At 59.9% G+C, this 25,180-nt stretch carries 1 protein-coding gene; it reads left to right on the forward strand.

All coding sequences use genetic code 11. The features are described 5' to 3' along the window. Nucleotides 1-3 precede the first annotated feature (3 nt). Nucleotides 4-25,005, forward strand: coding sequence for a non-ribosomal peptide synthetase (locus tag A0W34_RS09145; RefSeq protein WP_081557582.1), 25,002 nt, complete (start codon nt 4-6; stop codon nt 25,003-25,005). The last annotated feature ends 175 nt before the right edge of the window (nt 25,006-25,180 follow it).

The raw sequence follows: 25,180 nt of genomic DNA on the forward strand, positions 1-25,180 counted from the left end.
CGGATGAGCACCGACGGAGTGACGCCCGAGACATCAGCGGCTCGCAGGCCCCGCCGCCAACGCCCAGCACGAGGCCGCAGGGACCGAACCCCGTTGCTGCCTCAGTTGCTTGCGGCAGCCGTGGAGATGAACCCTTCGCAGGAGGCTCTGCGGTTCGAGGGCAGGTCTTTGTCTTACTCCGAGTTGGACGAGTGGTCGTCTCGTTTGGCTCGGGTGTTGATTGCGGACGGTGTGGGGCCGGAAGATCGGGTTGCCGTCTCGGTTCCGCGGTCCATCGAGTCCGTGTTGGCGTTGTGGGCGGTGGCGAAGTCGGGTGCGGCTTTTGTTCCGGTGGATCCGAATTATCCGGCTGATCGTGTGGCGTACATGATCGAGGATTCTGGTGTTTCGGTGGGGTTGACCGTAGAAGAGGTCGTTTCCGACCTTCCTTCGTCGGTCGATTGGAAATCGATTGATTCGCCGAAGGTCAAACAATCGCTGTCCGAGGTGTCGCGGGATCCGGTGGCCTATTCGGATCGTGTTTCGACGCTACGGGTGGAGCATCCGGCATATGTGATCTATACCTCGGGCTCGACGGGTCGACCCAAGGGTGTAGTAGTCACGCACGGAGGGCTCGGCAATTTGCTCAGTGAGCAGGTCGACAAACTCGGCGCTAAGGCACAGTCGAGGATACTGCACTTCGCAACACCCAGCTTCGATACGTCGCTGTTCGAATTGTTGCTCACCATCGGGTCCGGCTCGACAATGGTCATCGTCCCGCCGAGCATTTACGGTGGCGAGGAACTGGCGGAGCTGCTCGAAGCGGAGCGGGTGACCCACGTGGTGGGTACGCCCTCGATGCTGGCTTCCGTCGATCCGACGAACCTGAATTCTGTCGAGGCGGCAATCGTCGGTGGTGAGGTCTGCCCGCCCGAACTGGTCGCAAAATGGGGTCGGGGCAGAGCCTTCTTCAACGCGTACGGACCTACCGAAACCACGATCATCACGAACATAAGCCCGAATTTGGCACCCGGTGATCGGGTGAGCATCGGTGGGCCGATCCAGGGCGTTTCATCATTGGTTCTGGACTCACGCCTCCTGCCAGTACCTGTCGGGTCGACGGGAGAGTTGTATCTCGCGGGGCCGCAGGTGGCGCGTGGATACCACAACCTCAGAGGTATGACGGCCGATCGCTTCGTTGCGAATCCTTTTGGAGCTCAAGGCGATCGAATGTATCGCACGGGTGACCTGGTGCGGTGGGTAGCTGACGCCGGTGCGCGTGACCTCGAATACGTGGGGCGCTCGGATTCGCAGCTGAAGATCCGCGGCTTCCGCGTCGAACTCGGCGAGATCGACGCAGTGTTGGCAAAGCACCCATCGGTGGAGTTCGTCGCGACAATCGGCCGAAAGCTCGACAACGGTGAGCACGCATTGGTGGCGTATGTACTTCCACTGACGGGTTCCGAGTTCGACGTATTGGAGCTGATCGACAACTGCAGGCGTGAACTTCCGCGTCACATGGTTCCAGCGTCGGTGATGGTAATTGACGAGATTCCGTTGACGCCCGTAGGTAAGTTGGATGTGGCGGCGTTGCCGGATCCGGTTTTCGAGTCGCGTGCGTTCCGTGAGCCTTCATCTGAGTCTGAGATGTTGGTTGCGGGTGTGTTCGGTGAGTTGTTGGGTCTCGAGCAGGTGGGGGCTGATGATGACTTCTTCGAGTTGGGTGGTAATTCGCTGATTGCAGCGAAGTTGGCGGGTCGTTTGAGTGCGGCTTTCGATGTGCGGGTTCAGGTCAAGACATTGTTCGAGTCTTCGACGGTGGCGTCGTTGGCTTCTGTGTTGAGGGCTTCGGCGGGGCGTGTGCGGGTGCCGTTGTCGGCGCAGACGCGTCCGGAGCGGGTGCCGTTGTCGTTGGCGCAGCAGCGGATGTGGTTCTTGTCGCGGTTCGATGCTGTGTCAGGTGTCAACAATATTCCGATCGTGCTGCGTTTGTCTGGCACGGTGGATATTGCAGCGTTGGGTGCTGCGGTGTCGGATGTTGTTGCGCGGCATGAAGTTTTGCGGACGGTGTATCCAGAGTTCGAGGGTGTGGGGTTCCAGCGGGTTCTTTCGGTGGATGAGTTCGAGGTGGAAGTATCGCCGGATCTTGTCAGTGAGGCCGATTTGTTGAAGGTGTTGGCGCCGGTAGTGACTGAGGGTTTCGATGTCACTTCCGAGGTGCCGTTGCGGGTTCGTTTGTTCCAGACGGGACCGTCGGAGTTCGTGTTGGCGTTGGTGATTCACCACATTGCCGCTGACGGCGTTTCCTTGGGTCCGTTGGTGCGTGATGTGTCGGTGGCGTATGTGGCGCGTGCGGGTGGGCAGGTTCCGCAGTGGGCGCCGTTGGCGGTGCAGTATGCGGACTTCGCGTTGTGGCAGCGTGAGGTGTTGGGGTCCGAGGGTGACCCGTCGTCGTTGATGTCCGAGCAGTTGGGGTATTGGACGTCGGTGCTGGCGGGATTGCCGGAGCGGATCGACTTGCCGGCGGATCGCCAACGGCCGTTGGTGGCATCCAATCATGGTGCGAGTTACCAGTTTTCGGTAGACGAGCGGTTGCATCGGGCGCTCGAGCAGTTGGCGCTTGATCGCAGTGTGTCGTTGTTCATGGTGGTGCATGCGGCGTTGGCGGTGTTGTTGGCGCGACTGAGTGGTAGTGATGATGTTGTCGTGGGCTCGCCGATCGCTGGACGGGGTGAGCAGGAGCTCGATGATCTGATCGGGATGTTCGTCAACACGTTGGTGTTGCGGACGGAGGTGGATTCCTCGGAGTCGTTCTCGAAGTTGTTGGGTCGGGTTCGTGAGGTCGATCTGGGGGCGTTCGGCAACGAGGATGTTCCGTTCGAGCGGTTGGTGGAGGTGCTTGATCCGGCGCGGTCGCAGGCTCATCATCCGTTGTTCCAGGTTGCGTTGTTCTTCCAGAACATGGCGCAGGGTGACGTGGAATTGCCGGGGCTGTCGATTGCCGGTTTCGACGCCGGTGTGGAAATCGCGAAGTTCGATCTGCAGTTGACGGTGACGCCGGTGGAGGAGGACGGCGTCGGTGTGGGGATGCCGATGTCGTTGACGTATGCGACGGATTTGTTCGACGAGTCGACGGTTGTTTCGTTTGCGGAGCGGTTGGTTCGGGTTCTGGAAGCGATGGTGGCGGAGCCTGATTCGGTTGTCGGGGATGTGGAGTTGCTTGGTGAGGACGAGCGTTCGCAGGTGTTGGTGGCGGTCAATGACACTGTTCACGAGTTGACTGCTGGTGCTTTGTTGCTCGACGGGTTTGTTGCGCAGGTGGCGGCGACGCCGGATGCGGTGGCGGTGGTGTTCGAGGGGCAGTCTCTGACGTATGCGGAGTTCGGGTCTCGGGTGAATCGCCTTGCACGGTATTTGGTTTCGGTGGGTGTGGGGCCGGAGTCGTTGGTGGCGTTGGCGATGCGCCGGTCGGTTGACCTTGTGGTGGGTATGTATGCGGTGGTTGCTGCGGGTGGGGCGTATGTGCCGCTGGATCCCGATCATCCGGTCGAGCGCAATGGTCATATTCTCGGGACCGCGGCACCGGTGTGTGTGTTGTCCACTGCTGGTGACGGTGTGGTGTTGCCGGGTGAATTCGATGTGGTGTTGATCGACGAGTTGGATGTGTCCGGGTTCTCGGATGCGCCTGTTTCCGATGCGGATCGTGTTGCGCCGCTGCGGGGTTCGAATGCTGCGTATGTGATCTTCACGTCGGGGTCGACGGGGAAGCCGAAGGGTGTGGCGGTTTCACATGCGGCGATCGTCAATCAGATGGCGTGGATGCAGGGTCGATATGTTCTGACCGGGTCGGATGTGTATCTGCAGAAGACTGCGACGACGTTCGACGTGTCGTTGTGGGGGTTCTTCTTGCCGTTGGCGGTGGGTGCTCGGTTGGTGGTGGCCACTCATGACGGTCATCGGGATCCGGGGTATTTGGCGTCGGTGATCGCTGATCAGGGTGTGACGGTGACGGACTTCGTGCCGACGATGCTGTCGGTGTTCGCGGGGGAAGTCTCTGCCAGCCAGTTGGATTCGCTGCGTGATGTGTTCGTCATCGGTGAGGCGTTGCCGGCGCAGACGGTGCGCGATTTCGGTGTGGTGTCGGGTGCGCGGGTTCACAACTTGTATGGTCCGACCGAGGCCGCGGTGTCGATCACGTTCGCGGATGTGACGTGCGCCGTCGATGGTGGTGTGGTGTCTATTGGTGTGCCGCAGTGGAATTCGCAGGTTTTCGTGTTGGATTCTCGTTTGCGTCCGGTGCCGGTGGGTGTTGCGGGTGAGTTGTATCTTGCGGGTGATCAGTTGGCTCGTGGGTATGTTTCTCGTCCGGATTTGTCGGCGGATCGGTTCGTTGCCAATCCGTATGGCGGCGTGGGTTCGCGGATGTATCGCACTGGGGACTTGGTGCGGTGGGGCGTTTCGGGGGAGCTCGAGTACATCGGTCGTACCGATTTTCAGGTGAAGTTCCGTGGTCAGCGGATCGAGTTGGGGGAGATCGAGTCGGCGTTGGTGGCCGATATGTCGGTGTCTGTGTCGTCGGTGGCTGTGGTGTCGACCAAGACCGGTGATCAGTTGGTGGGGTATGTGGTGCCCGCGTCGGGTGCGGTAGTTGATATTGCGGCACTGGTGGATTCGTTGGGTGCGGTGTTGCCGTCGTATATGGTGCCGTCGCAGATCATGGTGTTGGATGCGTTCCCGTTGAATGCTTCGGGGAAGTTGGATCGGAAGTTGTTGCCGGAGCCGGTGTTCGAGGTTGCGGTGTTTAGGGCTCCGGTGACGGCGGTGGAGGAGATCGTCGCGTCGGCGTTTGCCGAGGTGTTGGGTGTTGATCGTGTGGGTCTCGATGATGATTTCTTTGCTTTGGGTGGTAATTCGCTGATTGCGACGCGGGTGGCGGCTCGGTTGGGGCAGGCGTTGGATGCGCAGGTTCCGGTGCGGGTGTTGTTCGAGGCGTCGTCGGTGGAGTTGTTGGCTGCGCGGGTGGAGTCGGAGGTCGGTTCGGGTGCGCGGGCGGCGTTGACGGCGATGGTGCGTCCGGAGCGGATTCCGTTGTCGTTGGCGCAGCAGCGGATGTGGTTCTTGAACCGCTTCGAGCCTGAATCAACGGCATACAACTTGCCCGTGGCGATTCGGTTGTCGGGGTTGTTGGATGTGGCGGCTTTGCAGGCTGCTGTGTCGGATGTTGTTGCGCGGCATGAGGTGTTGCGGACGGTGTATCCGGAGGTCGACGGCGTCGGATACCAGCAAATCGTCTCGGTCGATCGAGTAGAGCTGGACCTGACACCGGTTCCGGTCTCGGAAGCCGACGTGATGTCGGCGGTGGTCGGATTCATGTCGAGTGGTTTCGATGTCACGGTGCAGGTCCCCGTACGCGCGCGTGTGTTTGTGGTGGCACCTGACGAGTACGTGCTGGTGTTCGTTGTTCATCACATCAGTGCGGATGGCTCGTCGATGGGCCCGATGACGCGAGATCTGATGGTTGCCTACATGGCTCGATCCGCGGACGCTGTGCCGTCGTGGGCGCCGCTGGCAGTGCAGTATGCGGATTACGCGTTGTGGCAGCGTGAGGTGTTGGGTTCGGAAGATGATGCGGCGTCGTTGATTTCGCGTCAGGTCGAGTTCTGGTCTCGGGCGTTGGCGGGGTTGCCGGACCAGTTGGTGTTGCCCTGGGATCGTCCGAGGCCTGCGGTCCAGGCATTCGACGGCGGGCAGGTTCCCGTGGTGATCGGTGCGGACCTGCATCGCCGTCTCGTGGATGTCGCGCAGCAGAACAATTCGACGCTGTTCATGGTGGTGCATGCCGCCCTGGCGGTGGTGTTGGCTCGATTGTCGGGTACAGAAGACATCACAGTCGGCACACCGATTGCCGGTCGAGGCGAGAGAGCGTTGGACGATCTGGTCGGGATGTTCGTCAACACGTTGGTGTTGCGGACATCCGTTGATGCCGGCGTTTCGTTTACTGATCTTCTCTCTCGTTCGCGTGAGGCGGATTTGGCGGCGTTTGCGCATGCGGATGTGCCGTTCGAGCGTTTGGTGGAGGTGCTCAATCCGGTTCGGTCGACGGCGTATCATCCGTTGTTCCAGGTGGGGTTGTCGTTCCAGAACTTGGCGGAGTCGACTTTCGAATTGAGTGGTTTGACGCTTTCCGGTGTCGAATTCGAGAGTGGAACTTCGCAGTTCGACCTTCACTTGATCGTGACCGACCACTATGACGGTGGGGCGGCTAGTGGAATTTCCGGCACTATGACGTTCGCGTCGGCTTTGTTCGACGAATCGACGGTGTCCGGGTTTGTGGATCAGTTCGTGCGCGTTCTGACTGCGATTGCAGACGACGTCGAAACTGTGATCGGTGATATCGATCTGCTCACCGATACAGATAAAAGCCTGGTCGAGCGAGCAGGGCACGGTGTGCGTCGTGCTGGTGTTTCGGGGACGTTGGTGGATTTGTTCGACGGGCAGGTGGTTCGTGGTGCGGATCGTGTTGCGTTGGTGTGTGGTGGTGTCGAGCTGTCGTATGGTGAGTTCGATGCGCGGGTGAATCGTTTTGCGCGGTATTTGATTTCGGTGGGTGTGGGGCCGGAGTCGTTGGTGGCGTTGGCGATGCGCCGGTCGGTTGACCTTGTGGTGGGTATGTATGCGGTCGCCAAGGCTGGTGGCGGGTATGTTCCGGTGGATCCGGATCAGCCGGCGGATCGTACGGCGTTCATTCTCGAGGCCGCTGCTCCGGTGTGTGTGGTCAGTACCTCTGATGTTGGTTTCGATGCTGGTGCGGTGCCGGTGGTCGAGGTTGATGTTGTCGATGTGTCTGGTTTTTCGGGTGCGCCTGTGTTGGATGTGGATCGTGTTGCGCCGTTGCGGCCTGAGAATACGGCGTATGTGATTTTCACGTCGGGTTCGACGGGTCGGCCGAAGGGTGTGGCGGTTTCGCATGCGGCTGTGGTGAATCAGTTGCTGTGGAAGCGTGAGGCTTTCGGTCTTGATCAGGATGATGCGGTGTTGCTCAAGACTGCGTCGACGTTCGATTTGTCGGTGTGGGAGTTTTGGTCTGCGTTGGTTTCGGGTTCTCGGTTGGTGATCGCGAAGGTCGGCGGTCAGCAGGATCCGCAGTATCTGCTCGATGTGATGGCTGTGTCGGGTGTGTCGACGTTGCATGTGGTTCCGTCGATGTTGGAGGCGTTGGCGGCTACTGGTGGTGGTGTTCTTCCGTCGGGGCTTCGTCAGGTGTTGGCGATCGGTGAGGCGTTGCCTGCTGATCTGGCGCGGCGTGTGCGTGTGGCCAATCCTGATGTGCGGTTGTTCAATTTGTATGGTCCGACGGAGGCGGCGGTGTCGGTGACCTCGCATGAGGTGACCGATGGTGATGTGTCGTCGGTGTCGATCGGGTCGGCGGAGTGGAATACGCAACTGTTGGTGTTGGATTCGCGGTTGCATCCGGTTCCGGTCGGTGTTGCGGGTGAGTTGTATCTTGCGGGTGCGCAGTTGGCTCGGGGGTATCAGGGCCGGGTGGATTTGTCGGCGGAGCGTTTCGTCGCCAATCCCTTCAGCGGCGCGGGTTCGCGGATGTATCGCACGGGCGATGTGGTGTCGTGGAATCGTTCGGGCGAGCTCGAGTACGTGGGGCGCAGCGATTTCCAGGTGAAGTTGCGTGGATTCCGGATCGAGCTCGGTGAGATCGAGGCGGCGTTGGTTGCTGTCGATTCGGTGGGTCAGGCGGTGGCCGTCGTGCACGAGGACGCGCACGCCGGTGAGATGTTGGTTGCGTATGTCACTGCTTCGTCCGGGTCCGGGTCCGGGTCCGGGTCCGGGTCCGGGTCCGATGTCGATGTCGACGTTGTTCGTGAGGTGTTGTCGGCGGGTCTGCCCTCGTACATGGTGCCGTCGCAGATTCTGGTGCTCGAGGAGTTCCCTCTCAATATCAACGGCAAGATCGATCGGAAGTTGTTGCCGGAGCCGGTGTTCGAGAAGGCGGTGTTTAGGGCTCCGGTGACGGCGGTGGAGGAGATCGTCGCGTCGGTGTTTGCGGATCTGCTGGGTGTGGATCGTGTGGGTCTCGATGATGATTTCTTTGCTTTGGGTGGTAATTCGCTGATTGCGACGCGGGTGGCGGCTCGGTTGGGGCAGGCGTTGGATGCGCAGGTTCCGGTGCGGGTGTTGTTCGAGGCGTCGTCGGTGGAGTTGTTGGCTGCGCGGGTGGAGTCGGAGGTCGGTTCGGGTGCGCGGGCGGCGTTGACGGCGATGGTGCGTCCGGAGCGGATTCCGTTGTCGTTGGCGCAGCAGCGGATGTGGTTCTTGAACCGGTTCGAGCCGGGGTCTGCGGTGAACAATATTCCGGTGGCGATTCGGTTGTCGGGGTCGTTGGATGTGGCGGCTTTGCAGGCTGCTGTGTCGGATGTTGTTGCGCGGCATGAGGTGTTGCGGACGGTGTATCCGGAGGTCGACGGTGTCGGGTTCCAGGAGATCCTTTCGGTGGATCGGGTAGTGCTGGATTTGTCTCCGGTTGTGGTGTCGGAGTCCGGTGTTGTTGCTGCGGTGTCGGAGTTCTTGTCTGCTGGTTTCGATGTGGCGGTGGAGGTTCCGGTTCGGGCGCGGTTGTTTGCGGTGTCGGAGTCGGAGTTCGTGTTGGCGATGGTGGTTCATCACATCAGTGGTGACGGGTTCTCGATGGGGCCGCTCACGCGTGATGTGATGGTTGCGTACGAGGCTCGTTCTCGGGGTGAGGTTCCGGGGTGGGCGCCGTTGGCGGTGCAGTATGCGGATTACGCGTTGTGGCAGCGTGAGGTGTTGGGTTCGGAAGATGATGCGGCGTCGTTGATTTCGCGTCAGGTCGAGTTCTGGTCTCGGGCGTTGGCGGGGTTGCCGGATCAGTTGGATCTGCCGGCGGATCGTCCGCGGCCTGTGGTGGCGTCCAATCGTGGTGCGGATTATTCGTTCGTGGTGGGTGCGGATGTTCATGCTGGTTTGAGTGATGTTGCGCGTGAGTCGAATTCGTCGTTGTTCATGGTGGTTCATGCGGCGTTGGCGGTGTTGTTGGCTCGGTTGTCGGGTACTTCGGATATTGCGATCGGTACTCCGGTGGCGGGTCGTGGTGAGCAGGTTCTCGATGATGTGATCGGGATGTTCGTCAATACGTTGGTGTTGCGGACCGAGGTGGAGGGTGCTGCTCGGTTCGTCGATTTGCTGGCAGGTGTGCGGGAGGCTGATCTTCAGGCGTTCGGGCATGCGGATGTGCCGTTCGAGCGGTTGGTGGAGGTGCTCAATCCGGAGCGGTCGCAGGCGCGGAATCCGTTGTTCCAGGTGATGTTGGTGTTCCAGAACATGGAGCAGTCGGTCCTCGAGCTCGGTGATCTGACTGTTGCTGGTGTCGATGCGGGGTCGGTGTCGGCGAAGTTCGACCTGCAGCTGACGGTGGTGGAGTCGTTCGACGATGCGGGTGCTGCGGCGGGGATGGCGGTGTCGTTGACGTATGCGACGGATCTGTTCGACGAGTCGACCGTTGCCTCATTTGCTGAACGATTCGGACGAATCCTCACCGCAGCAGCGGCGGATTCGGCTGTTCGTGTCGGTGATGTGGAGTTATTGGATTCGGTCGAGCGTTCGCTGGTGCTGGACGGCTGGAACGATCAGGTTCGGGTGAAGCCCGAAGTGGATACGACGTTGGTCTCGATGTTCGACGCGCAAGTGCTGGCTCGGGGCATGTCGACTGCGGTGGTGTTCGAAGATCGCAGAGTGTCGTATGTCGACTTGGACGCTGCAGCGAATCGTTTGGCTCGCAAACTGATTGAGTCAGGTGTGGGTCCGGAGTCGTTGGTGGCTGTCCTCCTGCCTCGATCGGTTGACTTGGTCGTGTCGTTGTTGGCGGTGCTGAAGGCAGGTGGTGCCTATCTGCCGATCGATCCGAGCTATCCCGCTGAGCGGATTGCGTTCACGCTCGACGCGGCGCGGCCGGTGTGTGTTTTGGGTGGGGCCGAACTCGATCTCGACATTCCTGTGTTCGACGTCGCGTCCATGGATGTGTCGAAGTACGACGGATCTTCAATCACCGATCATGATCGCGTTGCTCCGCTACGTGATTCGAATAGTGCGTATGTGATCTACACCTCGGGATCGACTGGCCGACCGAAGGGTGTTGCGGTCTCGCATCGCAACGTCGTCGAATTGTTTGCCAACAGTCAGAGCCGGTTCGAGTTTGACGACTCCGACGTATGGACGTTGTTCCACAGCTACGCATTCGATTTCTCGGTGTGGGAATTGTGGGGGGCGTTGTCATTTGGTGGCACGGTTGTGGTGGTCGATTTCCTCACGTCGCGTTCGCCCGAACAGTTCCGGGAGTTGGTTGCTCGCGAGCGAGTGACGGTACTCAATCAGACTCCGTCCGCGTTCTATCAATTTGCTGAGGCCGACCGAGTAGCGGGTCAAGCGGCGACACCGCTGTCGTTGCGGTACGTGGTATTCGGTGGCGAGGCACTGGACTTCGCGCAGTTGGAACGGTGGTTCGAGCGCCACAACGATCGGTCCCCGCGGTTGGTCAACATGTACGGCATCACGGAGACGACTGTTCACGTGTCGTTCCTCGAGGTGGATGCGGTATGGGCGCGTGAGGCGACAGCGTCTGTGATCGGACGCGGGTTGGGTGGACTCTCGGTGTTCGTGCTCGATGATCGATTGCGTCCGGCTCCGGTGGGAGTTCGCGGCGAAATGTATATCGCGGGAGAGCAGCTTTCGCGCGGGTATGTAGGACAGCCAGGTCTGACGGCCGGCCGCTTTGTGGCGAATCCTTTTGCGCACACGAGTTCCGGTGCGGTGATGTATCGCACCGGTGACGTTGGGCGGTGGAGTGTCGACGGGCAGCTCGAGTATGCAGGCCGCAGCGATTTCCAGGTCCAGTTGCGTGGATTCCGGATCGAGCTCGGCGAGATCGAAGCTGCGCTGTTGCGTGTTGAAGGTGTGGCGCGTGCAGTCGTGCTTGTGCGTTCGGATGCTTCCCTTGGAGATCGTCTCGTGGGGTACGTGGTGCCGGAGTCCGGTGTCGACCTGGTGGTTGCTGATGTCTTGTCATCGGTGGCGCAGTTCCTGACCGGGTACATGGTGCCGGATTCTGTGATGGTGCTCGAAGAATTGCCGTTGACAGTCAATGGCAAGTTGGATCGGAAGTTGTTGCCGGAGCCGGTGTTCGAGAAGGCGGTGTTTAGGGCTCCGGTGACGGCGGTGGAGGAGATCGTCGCGTCGGTCTTTGCCGAGGCGTTGGGTGTTGATCGTGTGGGTCTCGATGATGATTTCTTTGCTTTGGGTGGTAATTCGCTGATTGCGACGCGGGTGGCGGCTCGGTTGGGGCAGGCGTTGGATGCGCAGGTTCCGGTGCGGGTGTTGTTCGAGGCGTCGTCGGTGGAGTTGTTGGCTGCGCGGGTGGAGTCGGAGGTCGGTTCGGGTGCGCGGGCGGCGTTGACGGCGATGGTGCGTCCGGAGCGGATTCCGTTGTCGTTGGCGCAGCAGCGGATGTGGTTCTTGAACCGGTTCGAGCCGGGGTCTGCGGTGAACAATATTCCGGTGGCGATTCGGTTGTCGGGGTTGTTGGATGTGGCGGCTTTGCAGGCTGCTGTGTCGGATGTTGTTGCGCGGCATGAGGTGTTGCGGACGGTGTATCCGGAGGTCGACGGTGTCGGGTTCCAGGAGATCCTTTCGGTGGATCGGGTAGTGCTGGATTTGTCTCCGGTTGTGGTGTCGGAGTCCGGTGTTGTTGCTGCGGTGTCGGAGTTCTTGTCTGCTGGTTTCGATGTGGCGGTGGAGGTTCCGGTTCGGGCGCGGTTGTTTGCGGTGTCGGAGTCGGAGTTCGTGTTGGCGATGGTGGTTCATCACATCAGTGGTGACGGGTTCTCGATGGGGCCGCTCACGCGTGATGTGATGGTTGCGTACGAGGCTCGTTCTCGGGGTGAGGTTCCGGGGTGGGCGCCGTTGGCGGTGCAGTATGCGGATTACGCGTTGTGGCAGCGTGAGGTGTTGGGTTCGGAAGATGATGCGGCGTCGTTGATTTCGCGTCAGGTCGAGTTCTGGTCTCGGACGTTGGCGGGGTTGCCGGATCAGTTGGATCTGCCGGCGGATCGTCCGCGGCCTGTGGTGGCGTCCAATCGTGGTGCGGATTATTCGTTCGTGGTGGGTGCGGATGTTCATGCTGGTTTGAGTGATGTTGCGCGTGAGTCGAATTCGTCGTTGTTCATGGTGGTTCATGCGGCGTTGGCGGTGTTGTTGGCTCGGTTGTCGGGTACTTCGGATATTGCGATCGGTACTCCGGTGGCGGGTCGTGGTGAGCAGGTTCTCGATGATGTGATCGGGATGTTCGTCAATACGTTGGTGTTGCGGACCGAGGTGGAGGGTGCTGCTCGGTTCGTCGATTTGCTGGCAGGTGTGCGGGAGGCTGATCTTCAGGCGTTCGGGCATGCGGATGTGCCGTTCGAGCGGTTGGTGGAGGTGCTCAATCCGGAGCGGTCGCAGGCGCGGAATCCGTTGTTCCAGGTGATGTTGGTGTTCCAGAACATGGAGCAGTCGGTCCTCGAGCTCGGTGATCTGACTGTTGCTGGTGTCGATGCGGGGTCGGTGTCGGCGAAGTTCGACCTGCAGCTGACGGTGGTGGAGTCGTTCGACGATGCGGGTGCTGCGGCGGGGATGGCGGTGTCGTTGACGTATGCGACGGATCTGTTCGACGAGTCGACCGTTGCCTCATTTGCTGAACGATTCGGACGAATCCTCACCGCAGCAGTTGAGAATTCGGCTGTTCGCGTTGGCAGTATCGACGTACTTGCTGCTTCTGAGCGCAGCAAACTATTCGAGTGGTCCACTGGCCCCAGTGATGTGTCTGCAACCAAATCCTTGGTGGCGATGTTCGGTGATCAGGTTGAGCGGACTCCCGATTCGGTTGCTGTGGCATCTGATAGCGAATGTCTGACGTTTGCGCAACTTGACGCTCGCTCGAGTTCAGTCGCGGAACGGTTGATCGAAATCGGCGTAGGTCGGGACGATGTAGTCGCCTTGGTCGTACCGAGATCCATCGAATGGATAGTCGGGATGTTGGCGGTGTGGAAGTCCGGTGCGGCATACGGGCCGATAGATCCGTCGTATCCGCAGGATCGAATCGACGCGATTATTGCAGATACAGGCGCCCGATGCGCGCTTAGCGCACAGCCCTTGGATCTGGCGGTCGACGTCCTGGTGTTCGATGACGTCCAGTTCGGCGTGGACGCTGACAGCGTGCGAGTGGATCACTGGCGGAACGCTGGTGCGGGGGACCGGTTGGGGTATGTCATTTCGACGTCAGGTTCGACGGGTCGCCCGAAGCCTACATTGGTCCCGATGGCGGGTATTGAGAACACGGTGTCCTGGTATCGCAGCGAATTACCTCAGACCGGTGGCCTTTTGATCGCCTCGTCACCTAGTTTCGACTTGACACAGAAGAATGTCTGGGCCGCACTGAGCAGTGGACGGACTGCGGTCCTTGCAGGTGAGGGGTTCGACCCTGACGCGATCGTTACTCGCGTCGCGCAGGGTGACGTCACAGTGGTGAACATGTCGCCCAGCGCTTTCGAAGCGGTCGTGTCTTGTGACGACCAATCTGCGCTGAGTGCCCTGGACGTCGTATTCCTCGGCGGCGAGTCGATCCGGCTTAATCGTCTGGGCGGCTTGTTGTCGAGCGGCGTGCGTGTGGTGAACAGTTACGGGCCAACGGAGGCGTCGGACGTAGTTTCATTCCACACGGTAACGGCACATGACACGGTCAGTGTTCCGATCGGCAAGTCAGTGCCGAATGTAGATCTGTTCATCCTTGATCAGTCGTTGGGCCTTGTACCTCCGGGTGTAGTTGGCGAGTTGTACGTGGGCGGTGTCGGTGTCGGACGCGGATACGGAAAGCGCTCGGCGTTGACCGCCGAAAGATTTGTCGCCAGTCCCTTTGCTGTTGGGGGCTCGGGTGATGTGGGCTCAGGCGGTAGGTTGTACCGGACGGGTGACCTGGTCAAGTGGAACGCTCAGGGCGAATTGGAGTACATCGGTCGTTCGGATTTCCAGGTGAAGTTGCGTGGGCAACGTATCGAACTTGGCGAGATCGAGTCCGCATTGATCGCTCACGACTCAGTTGCGGACGCGGTTGTTGTCTTGCATACCGATGCCGTGTTCGGTGACAGCCTGATTGCGTACGTCATCGGAACTGCGGTGGATTCTTCGGCAGTTCTGAACTCGGCACGAGAAGTCCTTCCGTCGTATATGGTGCCGTCGCAGATCATGGTGTTGGATGCGTTTCCGCTCAATGCTTCGGGGAAGTTGGATCGGAAGTTGTTGCCGGAGCCGGTGTTCGAGAAGGCGGTGTTTAGGGCTCCGGTGACGGCGGTGGAGGAGATCGTCGCGTCGGTGTTTGCGGATCTGCTGGGTGTGGATCGTGTGGGTCTCGATGATGATTTCTTTGCTTTGGGTGGTAATTCGCTGATTGCGACGCGGGTGGCGGCTCGGTTGGGGCAGGCGTTGGATGCGCAGGTTCCGGTGCGGGTGTTGTTCGAGGCGTCGTCGGTGGAGTTGTTGGCTGCGCGGGTGGAGTCGGAGGTCGGTTCGGGTGCGCGGGCGGCGTTGACGGCGATGGTGCGTCCGGAGCGGATTCCGTTGTCGTTGGCGCAGCAGCGGATGTGGTTCTTGAACCGGTTCGAGCCGGGGTCTGCGGTGAACAATATTCCGGTGGCGATTCGGTTGTCGGGGTTGTTGGATGTGGCGGCTTTGCAGGCTGCTGTGTCGGATGTTGTTGCGCGGCATGAGGTGTTGCGGACGGTGTATCCGGAGGTCGACGGTGTCGGGTTCCAGGAGATCCTTTCGGTGGATCGGGTAGTGCTGGATTTGTCTCCGGTTGTGGTGTCGGAGTCCGGTGTTGTTGCTGCGGTGTCGGAGTTCTTGTCTGCTGGTTTCGATGTGGCGGTGGAGGTTCCGGTTCGGGCGCGGTTGTTTGCGGTGTCGGAGTCGGAGTTCGTGTTGGCGATGGTGGTTCATCACATCAGTGGTGACGGGTTCTCGATGGGGCCGCTCACGCGTGATGTGATGGTTGCGTACGAGGCTCGTTCTCGGGGTGAGGTTCCGGGGTGGGCGCCGTTGGCGGTGCAGTATGCGGATTACGCGTTGTGGCAGCGTGAGGTGTTGGGTTCGGAAGATGATGCGGCGTCGTTGATTTCGCGTCAGGTCGAGTTCTGGTCTCGGGCGTTGGCGGGGTTGCCGGATCAGTTGGATCTGCCGGCGGATCGTCCGCGGCCTGTGGTGGCGTCCAATCGTGGTGCGGATTATTCGTTCGTGGTGGGTGCGGATGTTCATGCTGGTTTGAGTGATGTTGCGCGTGAGTCGAATTCGTCGTTGTTCATGGTGGTTCATGCGGCGTTGGCGGTGTTGTTGGCTCGGTTGTCGGGTACTTCGGATATTGCGATCGGTACTCCGGTGGCGGGTCGTGGTGAGCAGGTTCTCGATGATGTGATCGGGATGTTCGTCAATACGTTGGTGTTGCGGACCGAGGTGGAGGGTGCTGCTCGGTTCGTCGATTTGCTGGCAGGTGTGCGGGAGGCTGATCTTCAGGCGTTCGGGCATGCGGATGTGCCGTTCGAGCGGTTGGTGGAGGTGCTCAATCCGGAGCGGTCGCAGGCGCGGAATCCGTTGTTCCAGGTGATGTTGGTGTTCCAGAACATGGAGCAGTCGGTCCTCGAGCTCGGTGATCTGACTGTTGCTGGTGTCGATGCGGGGTCGGTGTCGGCGAAGTTCGACCTGCAGCTGACGGTGGTGGAGTCGTTCGACGATGCGGGTGCTGCGGCGGGGATGGCGGTGTCGTTGACGTATGCGACGGATCTGTTCGACGAGTCGACCGTTGCCTCATTTGCTGAACGATTCGGACGAATCCTCACCGCAGCAGCGGCGGATTCGGCTGTTCGTGTCGGTGATGTGGAGTTATTGGATTCGGTCGAGCGTTCGCTGGTGCTGGACGGCTGGAACGATCAGGTTCGGGTGAAGCCCGAAGTGGATACGACGTTGGTCTCGATGTTCGACGCGCAAGTGCTGGCTCGGGGCATGTCGACTGCGGTGGTGTTCGAAGATCGCAGAGTGTCGTATGTCGACTTGGACGCTGCAGCGAATCGTTTGGCTCGCAAACTGATTGAGTCAGGTGTGGGTCCGGAGTCGTTGGTGGCTGTCCTCCTGCCTCGATCGGTTGACTTGGTCGTGTCGTTGTTGGCGGTGCTGAAGGCAGGTGGTGCCTATCTGCCGATCGATCCGAGCTATCCCGCTGAGCGGATTGCGTTCACGCTCGACGCGGCGCGGCCGGTGTGTGTTTTGGGTGGGGCCGAACTCGATCTCGACATTCCTGTGTTCGACGTCGCGTCCATGGATGTGTCGAAGTACGACGGATCTTCAATCACCGATCATGATCGCGTTGCTCCGCTACGTGATTCGAATAGTGCGTATGTGATCTACACCTCGGGATCGACTGGCCGACCGAAGGGTGTTGCGGTCTCGCATCGCAACGTCGTCGAATTGTTTGCCAACAGTCAGAGCCGGTTCGAGTTTGACGACTCCGACGTATGGACGTTGTTCCACAGCTACGCATTCGATTTCTCGGTGTGGGAATTGTGGGGGGCGTTGTCATTTGGTGGCACGGTTGTGGTGGTCGATTTCCTCACGTCGCGTTCGCCCGAACAGTTCCGGGAGTTGGTTGCTCGCGAGCGAGTGACGGTACTCAATCAGACTCCGTCCGCGTTCTATCAATTTGCTGAGGCCGACCGAGTAGCGGGTCAAGCGGCGACACCGCTGTCGTTGCGGTACGTGGTATTCGGTGGCGAGGCACTGGACTTCGCGCAGTTGGAACGGTGGTTCGAGCGCCACAACGATCGGTCCCCGCGGTTGGTCAACATGTACGGCATCACGGAGACGACTGTTCACGTGTCGTTCCTCGAGGTGGATGCGGTATGGGCGCGTGAGGCGACAGCGTCTGTGATCGGACGCGGGTTGGGTGGACTCTCGGTGTTCGTGCTCGATGATCGATTGCGTCCGGCTCCGGTGGGAGTTCGCGGCGAAATGTATATCGCGGGAGAGCAGCTTTCGCGCGGGTATGTAGGACAGCCAGGTCTGACGGCCGGCCGCTTTGTGGCGAATCCTTTTGCGCACACGAGTTCCGGTGCGGTGATGTATCGCACCGGTGACGTTGGGCGGTGGAGTGTCGACGGGCAGCTCGAGTATGCAGGCCGCAGCGATTTCCAGGTCCAGTTGCGTGGATTCCGGATCGAGCTCGGCGAGATCGAAGCTGCGCTGTTGCGTGTTGAAGGTGTGGCGCGTGCAGTCGTGCTTGTGCGTTCGGATGCTTCCCTTGGAGATCGTCTCGTGGGGTACGTGGTGCCGGAGTCCGGTGTCGACCTGGTGGTTGCTGATGTCTTGTCATCGGTGGCGCAGTTCCTGACCGGGTACATGGTGCCGGATTCTGTGATGGTGCTCGAAGAATTGCCGTTGACAGTCAATGGCAAGTTGGATCGGAAGTTGTTGCCGGAGCCGGTGTTCGAGAAGGCGGTGTTTAGGGCTCCGGTGACGGCGGTGGAGGAGATCGTCGCGTCGGTCTTTGCCGAGGCGTTGGGTGTTGATCGTGTGGGTCTCGATGATGATTTCTTTGCTTTGGGTGGTAATTCGCTGATTGCGACGCGGGTGGCGGCTCGGTTGGGGCAGGCGTTGGATGCGCAGGTTCCGGTGCGGGTGTTGTTCGAGGCGTCGTCGGTGGAGTTGTTGGCTGCGCGGGTGGAGTCGGAGGTCGGTTCGGGTGCGCGGGCGGCGTTGACGGCGATGGTGCGTCCGGAGCGGATTCCGTTGTCGTTGGCGCAGCAGCGGATGTGGTTCTTGAACCGGTTCGAGCCTGAGTCGACTGCGTATAATATTCCGGTGGCGATTCGGTTGTCGGGGTCGTTGGATGTGGCGGCTTTGCAGGCTGCTGTGTCGGATGTTGTTGCGCGGCATGAGGTGTTGCGGACGGTGTATCCGGAGGTCGACGGTGTCGGGTTCCAGGAGATCCTTTCGGTGGATCGGGTAGTGCTGGATTTGTCTCCGGTTGTGGTGTCGGAGTCCGGTGTTGTTGCTGCGGTGTCGGAGTTCTTGTCTGCTGGTTTCGATGTGGCGGTGGAGGTTCCGGTTCGGGCGCGGTTGTTCGCGGTGTCGGAGTCGGAGTTCGTGTTGGCGATGGCGGTTCATCACATCAGTGGTGACGGGTTCTCGATGGGGCCGCTCACGCGTGATGTGATGGTTGCGTACGAGGCTCGTTCTCGGGGTGAGGTTCCGGGGTGGGCGCCGTTGGCGGTGCAGTATGCGGATTACGCGTTGTGGCAGCGTGAGGTGTTGGGTTCGGAAGATGATGCGGCGTCGTTGATTTCGCGTCAGGTCGAGTTCTGGTCTCGGACGTTGGCGGGGTTGCCGGATCAGTTGGTGTTGCCCTGGGATCGGCCGAGGCCTGCGGTGCAGTCGTTCGCCGGCGGCACAGTTGGTGTGTCGGTGACTCCGGAGGTTCATCGGGCGTTGATGGAGTTGGTTCAGCGTACGAACACGACCATGTTCATGGTGGTGCATGCGGCGTTGGCGGTGACGTTGGCTCGTTTGTCCGGTAGCGATGACATTGTGATCGGTTCCCCGATTGCGGGACGTGGGGACGAGATCCTTGATGATCTGGTCGGGATGTTCGTCAACACGTTGGCATTCCGCACCAGAGTCGATCCAGGGGAATCGTTCAGCGCTTTGCTTGCTCGTTCGCGTGAGGCGGATTTGGCGGCGTTTGCGCATGCGGATGTGCCGTTCGAGCGTTTGGTGGAGGTGCTCAATCCGGTTCGGTCGACGGCGTATCATCCGTTGTTCCAGGTGGGGTTGTCGTTCCAGAACTTGGCGCAGTCGACTTTCGAATTGAGTGGTTTGACGCTTTCCGGTGTCGAATTCGAGAGTGGAACTTCGCAGTTCGACCTTCACTTGATCGTGACCGATCATCACGACGATACGGGCGCCGCGGCTGGGATAACCGGCGTGATGACGTTTGCGTCGGCTTTGTTCGACGAATCGACGGTGGCCGGGTTTGTTGATCAGTTCGTGCGCGTTCTCGAAACTATTTCAGCGAAACCGAACGTCGTGGTGGGCGATATCGTTGTGTTGGGTGAGGCGGACCGCGCGCTCGTCCTGGAGTCCGGTTGCGGTGAGGTGCGTGCTGGTGTTTCGGGGACGTTGGTGGATTTGTTCGACGGGCAGGTGGTTCGTGGTGCGGATCGTGTTGCGTTGGTGTGTGGTGGTGTCGAGCTGTCGTATGGTGAGTTCGATGCGCGGGTGAATCGTTTTGCGCGGTATTTGATTTCGGTGGGTGTGGGGCCGGAGTCGTTGGTGGCGTTGGCGATGCGCCGGTCGGTTGACCTTGTGGTGGGTATGTATGCGGTCGCCAAGGCTGGTGGCGGGTATGTTCCGGTGGATCCGGATCAGCCGGCGGATCGTACGGCGTTCATTCTCGAGGCCGCTGCTCCGGTGTGTGTGGTCAGTACCTCTGATGTTGGTTTCGATGCTGGTGCGGTGCCGGTGGTCGAGGTTGATGTTGTCGATGTGTCTGGTTTTTCGGGTGCGCCTGTGTTGGATGTGGATCGTGTTGCGCCGTTGCGGCCTGAGAATACGGCGTATGTGATTTTCACGTCGGGTTCGACGGGTCGGCCGAAGGGTGTGGCGGTTTCGCATGCGGCTGTGGTGAATCAGTTGCTGTGGAAGCGTGAGGCTTTCGGTCTTGATCAGGATGATGCGGTGTTGCTCAAGACTGCGTCGACGTTCGATTTGTCGGTGTGGGAGTTTTGGTCTGCGTTGGTTTCGGGTTCTCGGTTGGTGATCGCGAAGGTCGGCGGTCAGCAGGATCCGCAGTATCTGCTCGATGTGATGGCTGTGTCGGGTGTGTCGACGTTGCATGTGGTTCCGTCGATGTTGGAGGCGTTGGCGGCTACTGGTGGTGGTGTTCTTCCGTCGGGGCTTCGTCAGGTGTTGGCGATCGGTGAGGCGTTGCCTGCTGATCTGGCGCGGCGTGTGCGTGTGGCCAATCCTGATGTGCGGTTGTTCAATTTGTATGGTCCGACGGAGGCGGCGGTGTCGGTGACCTCGCATGAGGTGACCGATGGTGATGTGTCGTCGGTGTCGATCGGGTCGGCGGAGTGGAATACGCAACTGTTGGTGTTGGATTCGCGGTTGCATCCGGTTCCGGTCGGTGTTGCGGGTGAGTTGTATCTTGCGGGTGCGCAGTTGGCTCGGGGGTATCAGGGCCGGGTGGATTTGTCGGCGGAGCGTTTCGTCGCCAATCCCTTCAGCGGCGCGGGTTCGCGGATGTATCGCACGGGCGATGTGGTGTCGTGGAATCGTTCGGGCGAGCTCGAGTACGTGGGGCGCAGCGATTTCCAGGTGAAGTTGCGTGGATTCCGGATCGAGCTCGGTGAGATCGAGGCGGCGTTGGTTGCTGTCGATTCGGTGGGTCAGGCGGTGGCCGTCGTGCACGAGGACGCGCACGCCGGTGAGATGTTGGTTGCGTATGTCACTGCTTCGTCCGGGTCCGGGTCCGGGTCCGATGTCGATGTCGACGTTGTTCGTGAGGTGTTGTCGGCGGGTCTGCCCTCGTACATGGTGCCGTCGCAGATTCTGGTGCTCGAGGAGTTCCCTCTCAATATCAACGGCAAGATCGATCGGAAGTTGTTGCCGGAGCCGGTGTTCGAGAAGGCGGTGTTTAGGGCTCCGGTGACGGCGGTGGAGGAGATCGTCGCGTCGGTGTTTGCGGATCTGCTGGGTGTGGATCGTGTGGGTCTCGATGATGATTTCTTTGCTTTGGGTGGTAATTCGCTGATTGCGACGCGGGTGGCGGCTCGGTTGGGGCAGGCGTTGGATGCGCAGGTTCCGGTGCGGGTGTTGTTCGAGGCGTCGTCGGTGGAGTTGTTGGCTGCGCGGGTGGAGTCGGAGGTCGGTTCGGGTGCGCGGGCGGCGTTGACGGCGATGGTGCGTCCGGAGCGGATTCCGTTGTCGTTGGCGCAGCAGCGGATGTGGTTCTTGAACCGGTTCGAGCCGGGGTCTGCGGTGAACAATATTCCGGTGGCGATTCGGTTGTCGGGGTCGTTGGATGTGGCGGCTTTGCAGGCTGCTGTGTCGGATGTTGTTGCGCGGCATGAGGTGTTGCGGACGGTGTATCCGGAGGTCGACGGTGTCGGGTTCCAGGAGATCCTTTCGGTGGATCGGGTAGTGCTGGATTTGTCTCCGGTTGTGGTGTCGGAGTCCGGTGTTGTTGCTGCGGTGTCGGAGTTCTTGTCTGCTGGTTTCGATGTGGCGGTGGAGGTTCCGGTTCGGGCGCGGTTGTTTGCGGTGTCGGAGTCGGAGTTCGTGTTGGCGATGGTGGTTCATCACATCAGTGGTGACGGGTTCTCGATGGGGCCGCTCACGCGTGATGTGATGGTTGCGTACGAGGCTCGTTCTCGGGGTGAGGTTCCGGGGTGGGCGCCGTTGGCGGTGCAGTATGCGGATTACGCGTTGTGGCAGCGTGAGGTGTTGGGTTCGGAAGATGATGCGGCGTCGTTGATTTCGCGTCAGGTCGAGTTCTGGTCTCGGGCGTTGGCGGGGTTGCCGGATCAGTTGGATCTGCCGGCGGATCGTCCGCGGCCTGTGGTGGCGTCCAATCGTGGTGCGGATTATTCGTTCGTGGTGGGTGCGGATGTTCATGCTGGTTTGAGTGATGTTGCGCGTGAGTCGAATTCGTCGTTGTTCATGGTGGTTCATGCGGCGTTGGCGGTGTTGTTGGCTCGGTTGTCGGGTACTTCGGATATTGCGATCGGTACTCCGGTGGCGGGTCGTGGTGAGCAGGTTCTCGATGATGTGATCGGGATGTTCGTCAATACGTTGGTGTTGCGGACCGAGGTGGAGGGTGCTGCTCGGTTCGTCGATTTGCTGGCAGGTGTGCGGGAGGCTGATCTTCAGGCGTTCGGGCATGCGGATGTGCCGTTCGAGCGGTTGGTGGAGGTGCTCAATCCGGAGCGGTCGCAGGCGCGGAATCCGTTGTTCCAGGTGATGTTGGTGTTCCAGAACATGGAGCAGTCGGTCCTCGAGCTCGGTGATCTGACTGTTGCTGGTGTCGATGCGGGGTCGGTGTCGGCGAAGTTCGACCTGTCGGTGACGGTGGTGGAGTCGTTCGACGATGCGGGTGCTGCGGCGGGGATGGCGGTGTCGTTGACGTATGCGACGGATCTGTTCGACGAGTCGACCGTTGCCTCATTTGCTGAACGATTCGAGCGGATCATCGGTGCGGTCGTTGCTGATCAGTCGATTGTCTTGGGTGACATAGATATCCTGGATGTCGACGAACGCAGGATGTTGACGAACGTCGACGGCGCGACCGAAATGCCTCAAAGTCGGCTGGTTGATATACTTACTGCCGCTTGCGAGGTCGATCCCACTGCGATTGCAGTCCGAGCTGGTAGTCGATCGGTTACTTACGGGGAACTCGATGAGATGTCATCCAGACTTGCCAGGGTTCTCATCGGACGTGGATTTGGTCCCGAATCGATCGTGCCGCTGGTTTTTTCTAGGTCGTATGAGATGGTGCTCGCGGTATGGGCGGTTGCAAAGTCGGGGGCGGCCTACCTACCGATCGATCCCAAACATCCGTCAGATCGAATTGAGCACATGCTCTCGGATTCGGGTGCATCCTTTGGGCTGACAACCTCCGCTATCTCGGAAACATTGCCGGAAATTGCTCAATGGCTGATGATCGATGATGCACTGACAATAGAGATGTGCTCGGCTGAGGAAGCGTCGCCCATCCGCGAAACTGATCGAGTCTCAGTTCTGCGCCCCGAACATCCGGCCTACCTGATCTACACGTCGGGTTCTACGGGCAAACCCAAGGGCGTAGCCGTAACTCATTCGGGGCTTCTCGGATTGCTGAATATCGCGAGCGAGTTGTACTCCGTTTCTAGTGAGTCTCGTATTCTCCACAATTGCGCGCCGAGCTTCGATCCTTCGGTTCTCGAATGGATGTTGGCGTTCAACGTGGGTGCGACGCTGGTCGTCGTTCCTCCATCTGTGCTGGGTGGTTCTGAGTTGGCAGATCTGATCCGTTCCGAACGTGTCAGCCACGCGATCATCACTCCCGCGGTGCTTGGAACGATGGATCCCGATACCTTGCCTGATCTAGAGGTGGTTTCGGTCGGCGGCGACGTTACGTCTCCGGATCTCTTGGCCAGGTGGGCGCCGGGAAGGTCGTACTTCAATGCGTATGGACCAACAGAGACGACGATCATCTCGACGTATGCCTCATTGATTGCGGAAAGCCCAGTGACAATCGGCTCGCCGATCTCAGGCGTCACGGCGCTAGTGCTGGACGCGCAGCTGAATCCAGTTCCCGTTGGAACTCGCGGTGAGTTGTATTTGTCGGGTGACGTTCTAGCCCGTGGCTACCACGAACGGCGGGGGTTGACTGCTGATCGGTTTGTGGCAAACCCGTATGCGAACGGGGGTGCGCGAATGTATCGCACCGGCGATCTAGTGCGTTGGACCGCTGGAGACGCGATGACGACAGACCTTCAGCTCGAGTACGTCGGCCGAAGCGATTTTCAGGTCAAAGTCCGTGGGTTCCGAATCGAACTCGGCGAAATCGATGCGGCACTGGCGGAATACCCTGGCGTCGAGCAGAGTGTGACAATCGGCACGGAATTGACCTCGGGCGCAACCGCGTTGGTGTCGTACATCGTGCCGACTGATGGTGGCGTAGTCGAAACCTCGGATGTAACGAGTTTCTTGTCGAAGAAACTGCCGTCGTACATGGTGCCGTCATCAGTTGTCGTAATGGATGCCTTGCCGCTGAATACCAGTGGAAAGTTGGATCGTAAGTTGTTGCCGACCCCGGTATTCGAGACACGGGCGTTCCGTGCACCCGTCACGGACATGGAACGTCTCGTAGCCGAGGTATTCGGCGAACTCCTCGGGGTCGACGGAGTCGGGTTGGACGATGACTTCTTCGAGCTCGGCGGTAACTCACTGATCGCGATGCGCGCGGTATCCAGGCTTGGTAATGCGATATCGACGGACGTTCCGGTGCGCGTTCTGTTCACCAACTCGGGAGTCGGCACATTGGCAGACAGCCTCGGAGTTGGAATGCGTGTCGGCTTTGAAACTGACCGAGATAACGCGATTCAGGTGATGATGCCAATTCGTGTGACAGGAACTGAGCGCCCACTATTCTGTATCCACCCTTTGATGGGGCTAGCGTGGCCCTATGCGCCGCTGTCTGCTCACGTCGATAGAAATGTTCCGATATATGGATTGCAGACTCCGGCCTTGACGGAGGAGGGATTCGACGCACAGACGTTGTCCGATTACGTGTACCGCTATGCAGACGAGATCATGAAAGTGCAGACGGAGGGTCCATACCGAATTCTCGGGTGGTCGCTTGGCTGTGTTCTCGCGCAGGGTGTTGCGGCGCGGATCGAGGAACTGGGCGGAAAGGTCAGCGCGCTGATACTCCTCGACGGTGCGGTCGCCAAGGTAGATGAAGCAGAATTCGTGGACGGTTTGCGTTCCGAGATCGGAAATATCGGTATCGCCCTCCACACAGACGAGAAACTTGAGGAGTTCTCACTAGAGCGTGCTAGGGCATTGATGTCGCTGGTGGAGGGCGAGAAGGTCGGCTTGACGGCTGAACGAATTCAGCGCCTCTTCGTCAGTATTGCCCGGATGCATCGGTTGATGAACGAGTACACCCCGCCGATCTTCGACGGTGAGATTGTGTTCGTCAGCTCAAGCGATGAAGGCTCGGCAGTGATCCGCGCAGATATTTGGCGTCAGTTTGTCCGAGGCGCTGTTAGTGAGACGCCAGTCGATATTGCACACGTCGATATGATGTCGCCCGAAGGGCTGATGGTCGTGGGTCCGATAGTTAACGGGGCATTGGGACGGGAATTGATGAACCCCTAGCCCAGATCCTGTCTATTTGTGGGTAACGGGATACGAGGACGAAAGTTTCTTCACCGAATCCGACCACTTCGCGGGAATCAGAACCAGGCTAATCCTGTCGTCGGGCCATCTGCCGAACCGTCGAAACCGGTGTCCTCATTGCAGAGGCGCTGGATTTCGTCGGCAGGTGGTGGAC

The sequence above is a fragment of the Rhodococcus sp. BH4 genome (assembly GCF_002079265.1).
GTDB lineage: Bacteria > Actinomycetota > Actinomycetes > Mycobacteriales > Mycobacteriaceae > Rhodococcus_F > Rhodococcus_F qingshengii.

What these genes read in the sequence shown, in the direction of transcription:
- A0W34_RS09145 (WP_081557582.1), top strand. Translation starts at nt 4, where the DNA reads ATGAGCACCGACGGAGTGACGCCCGAGACATCAGCGGCTCGCAGGCCC.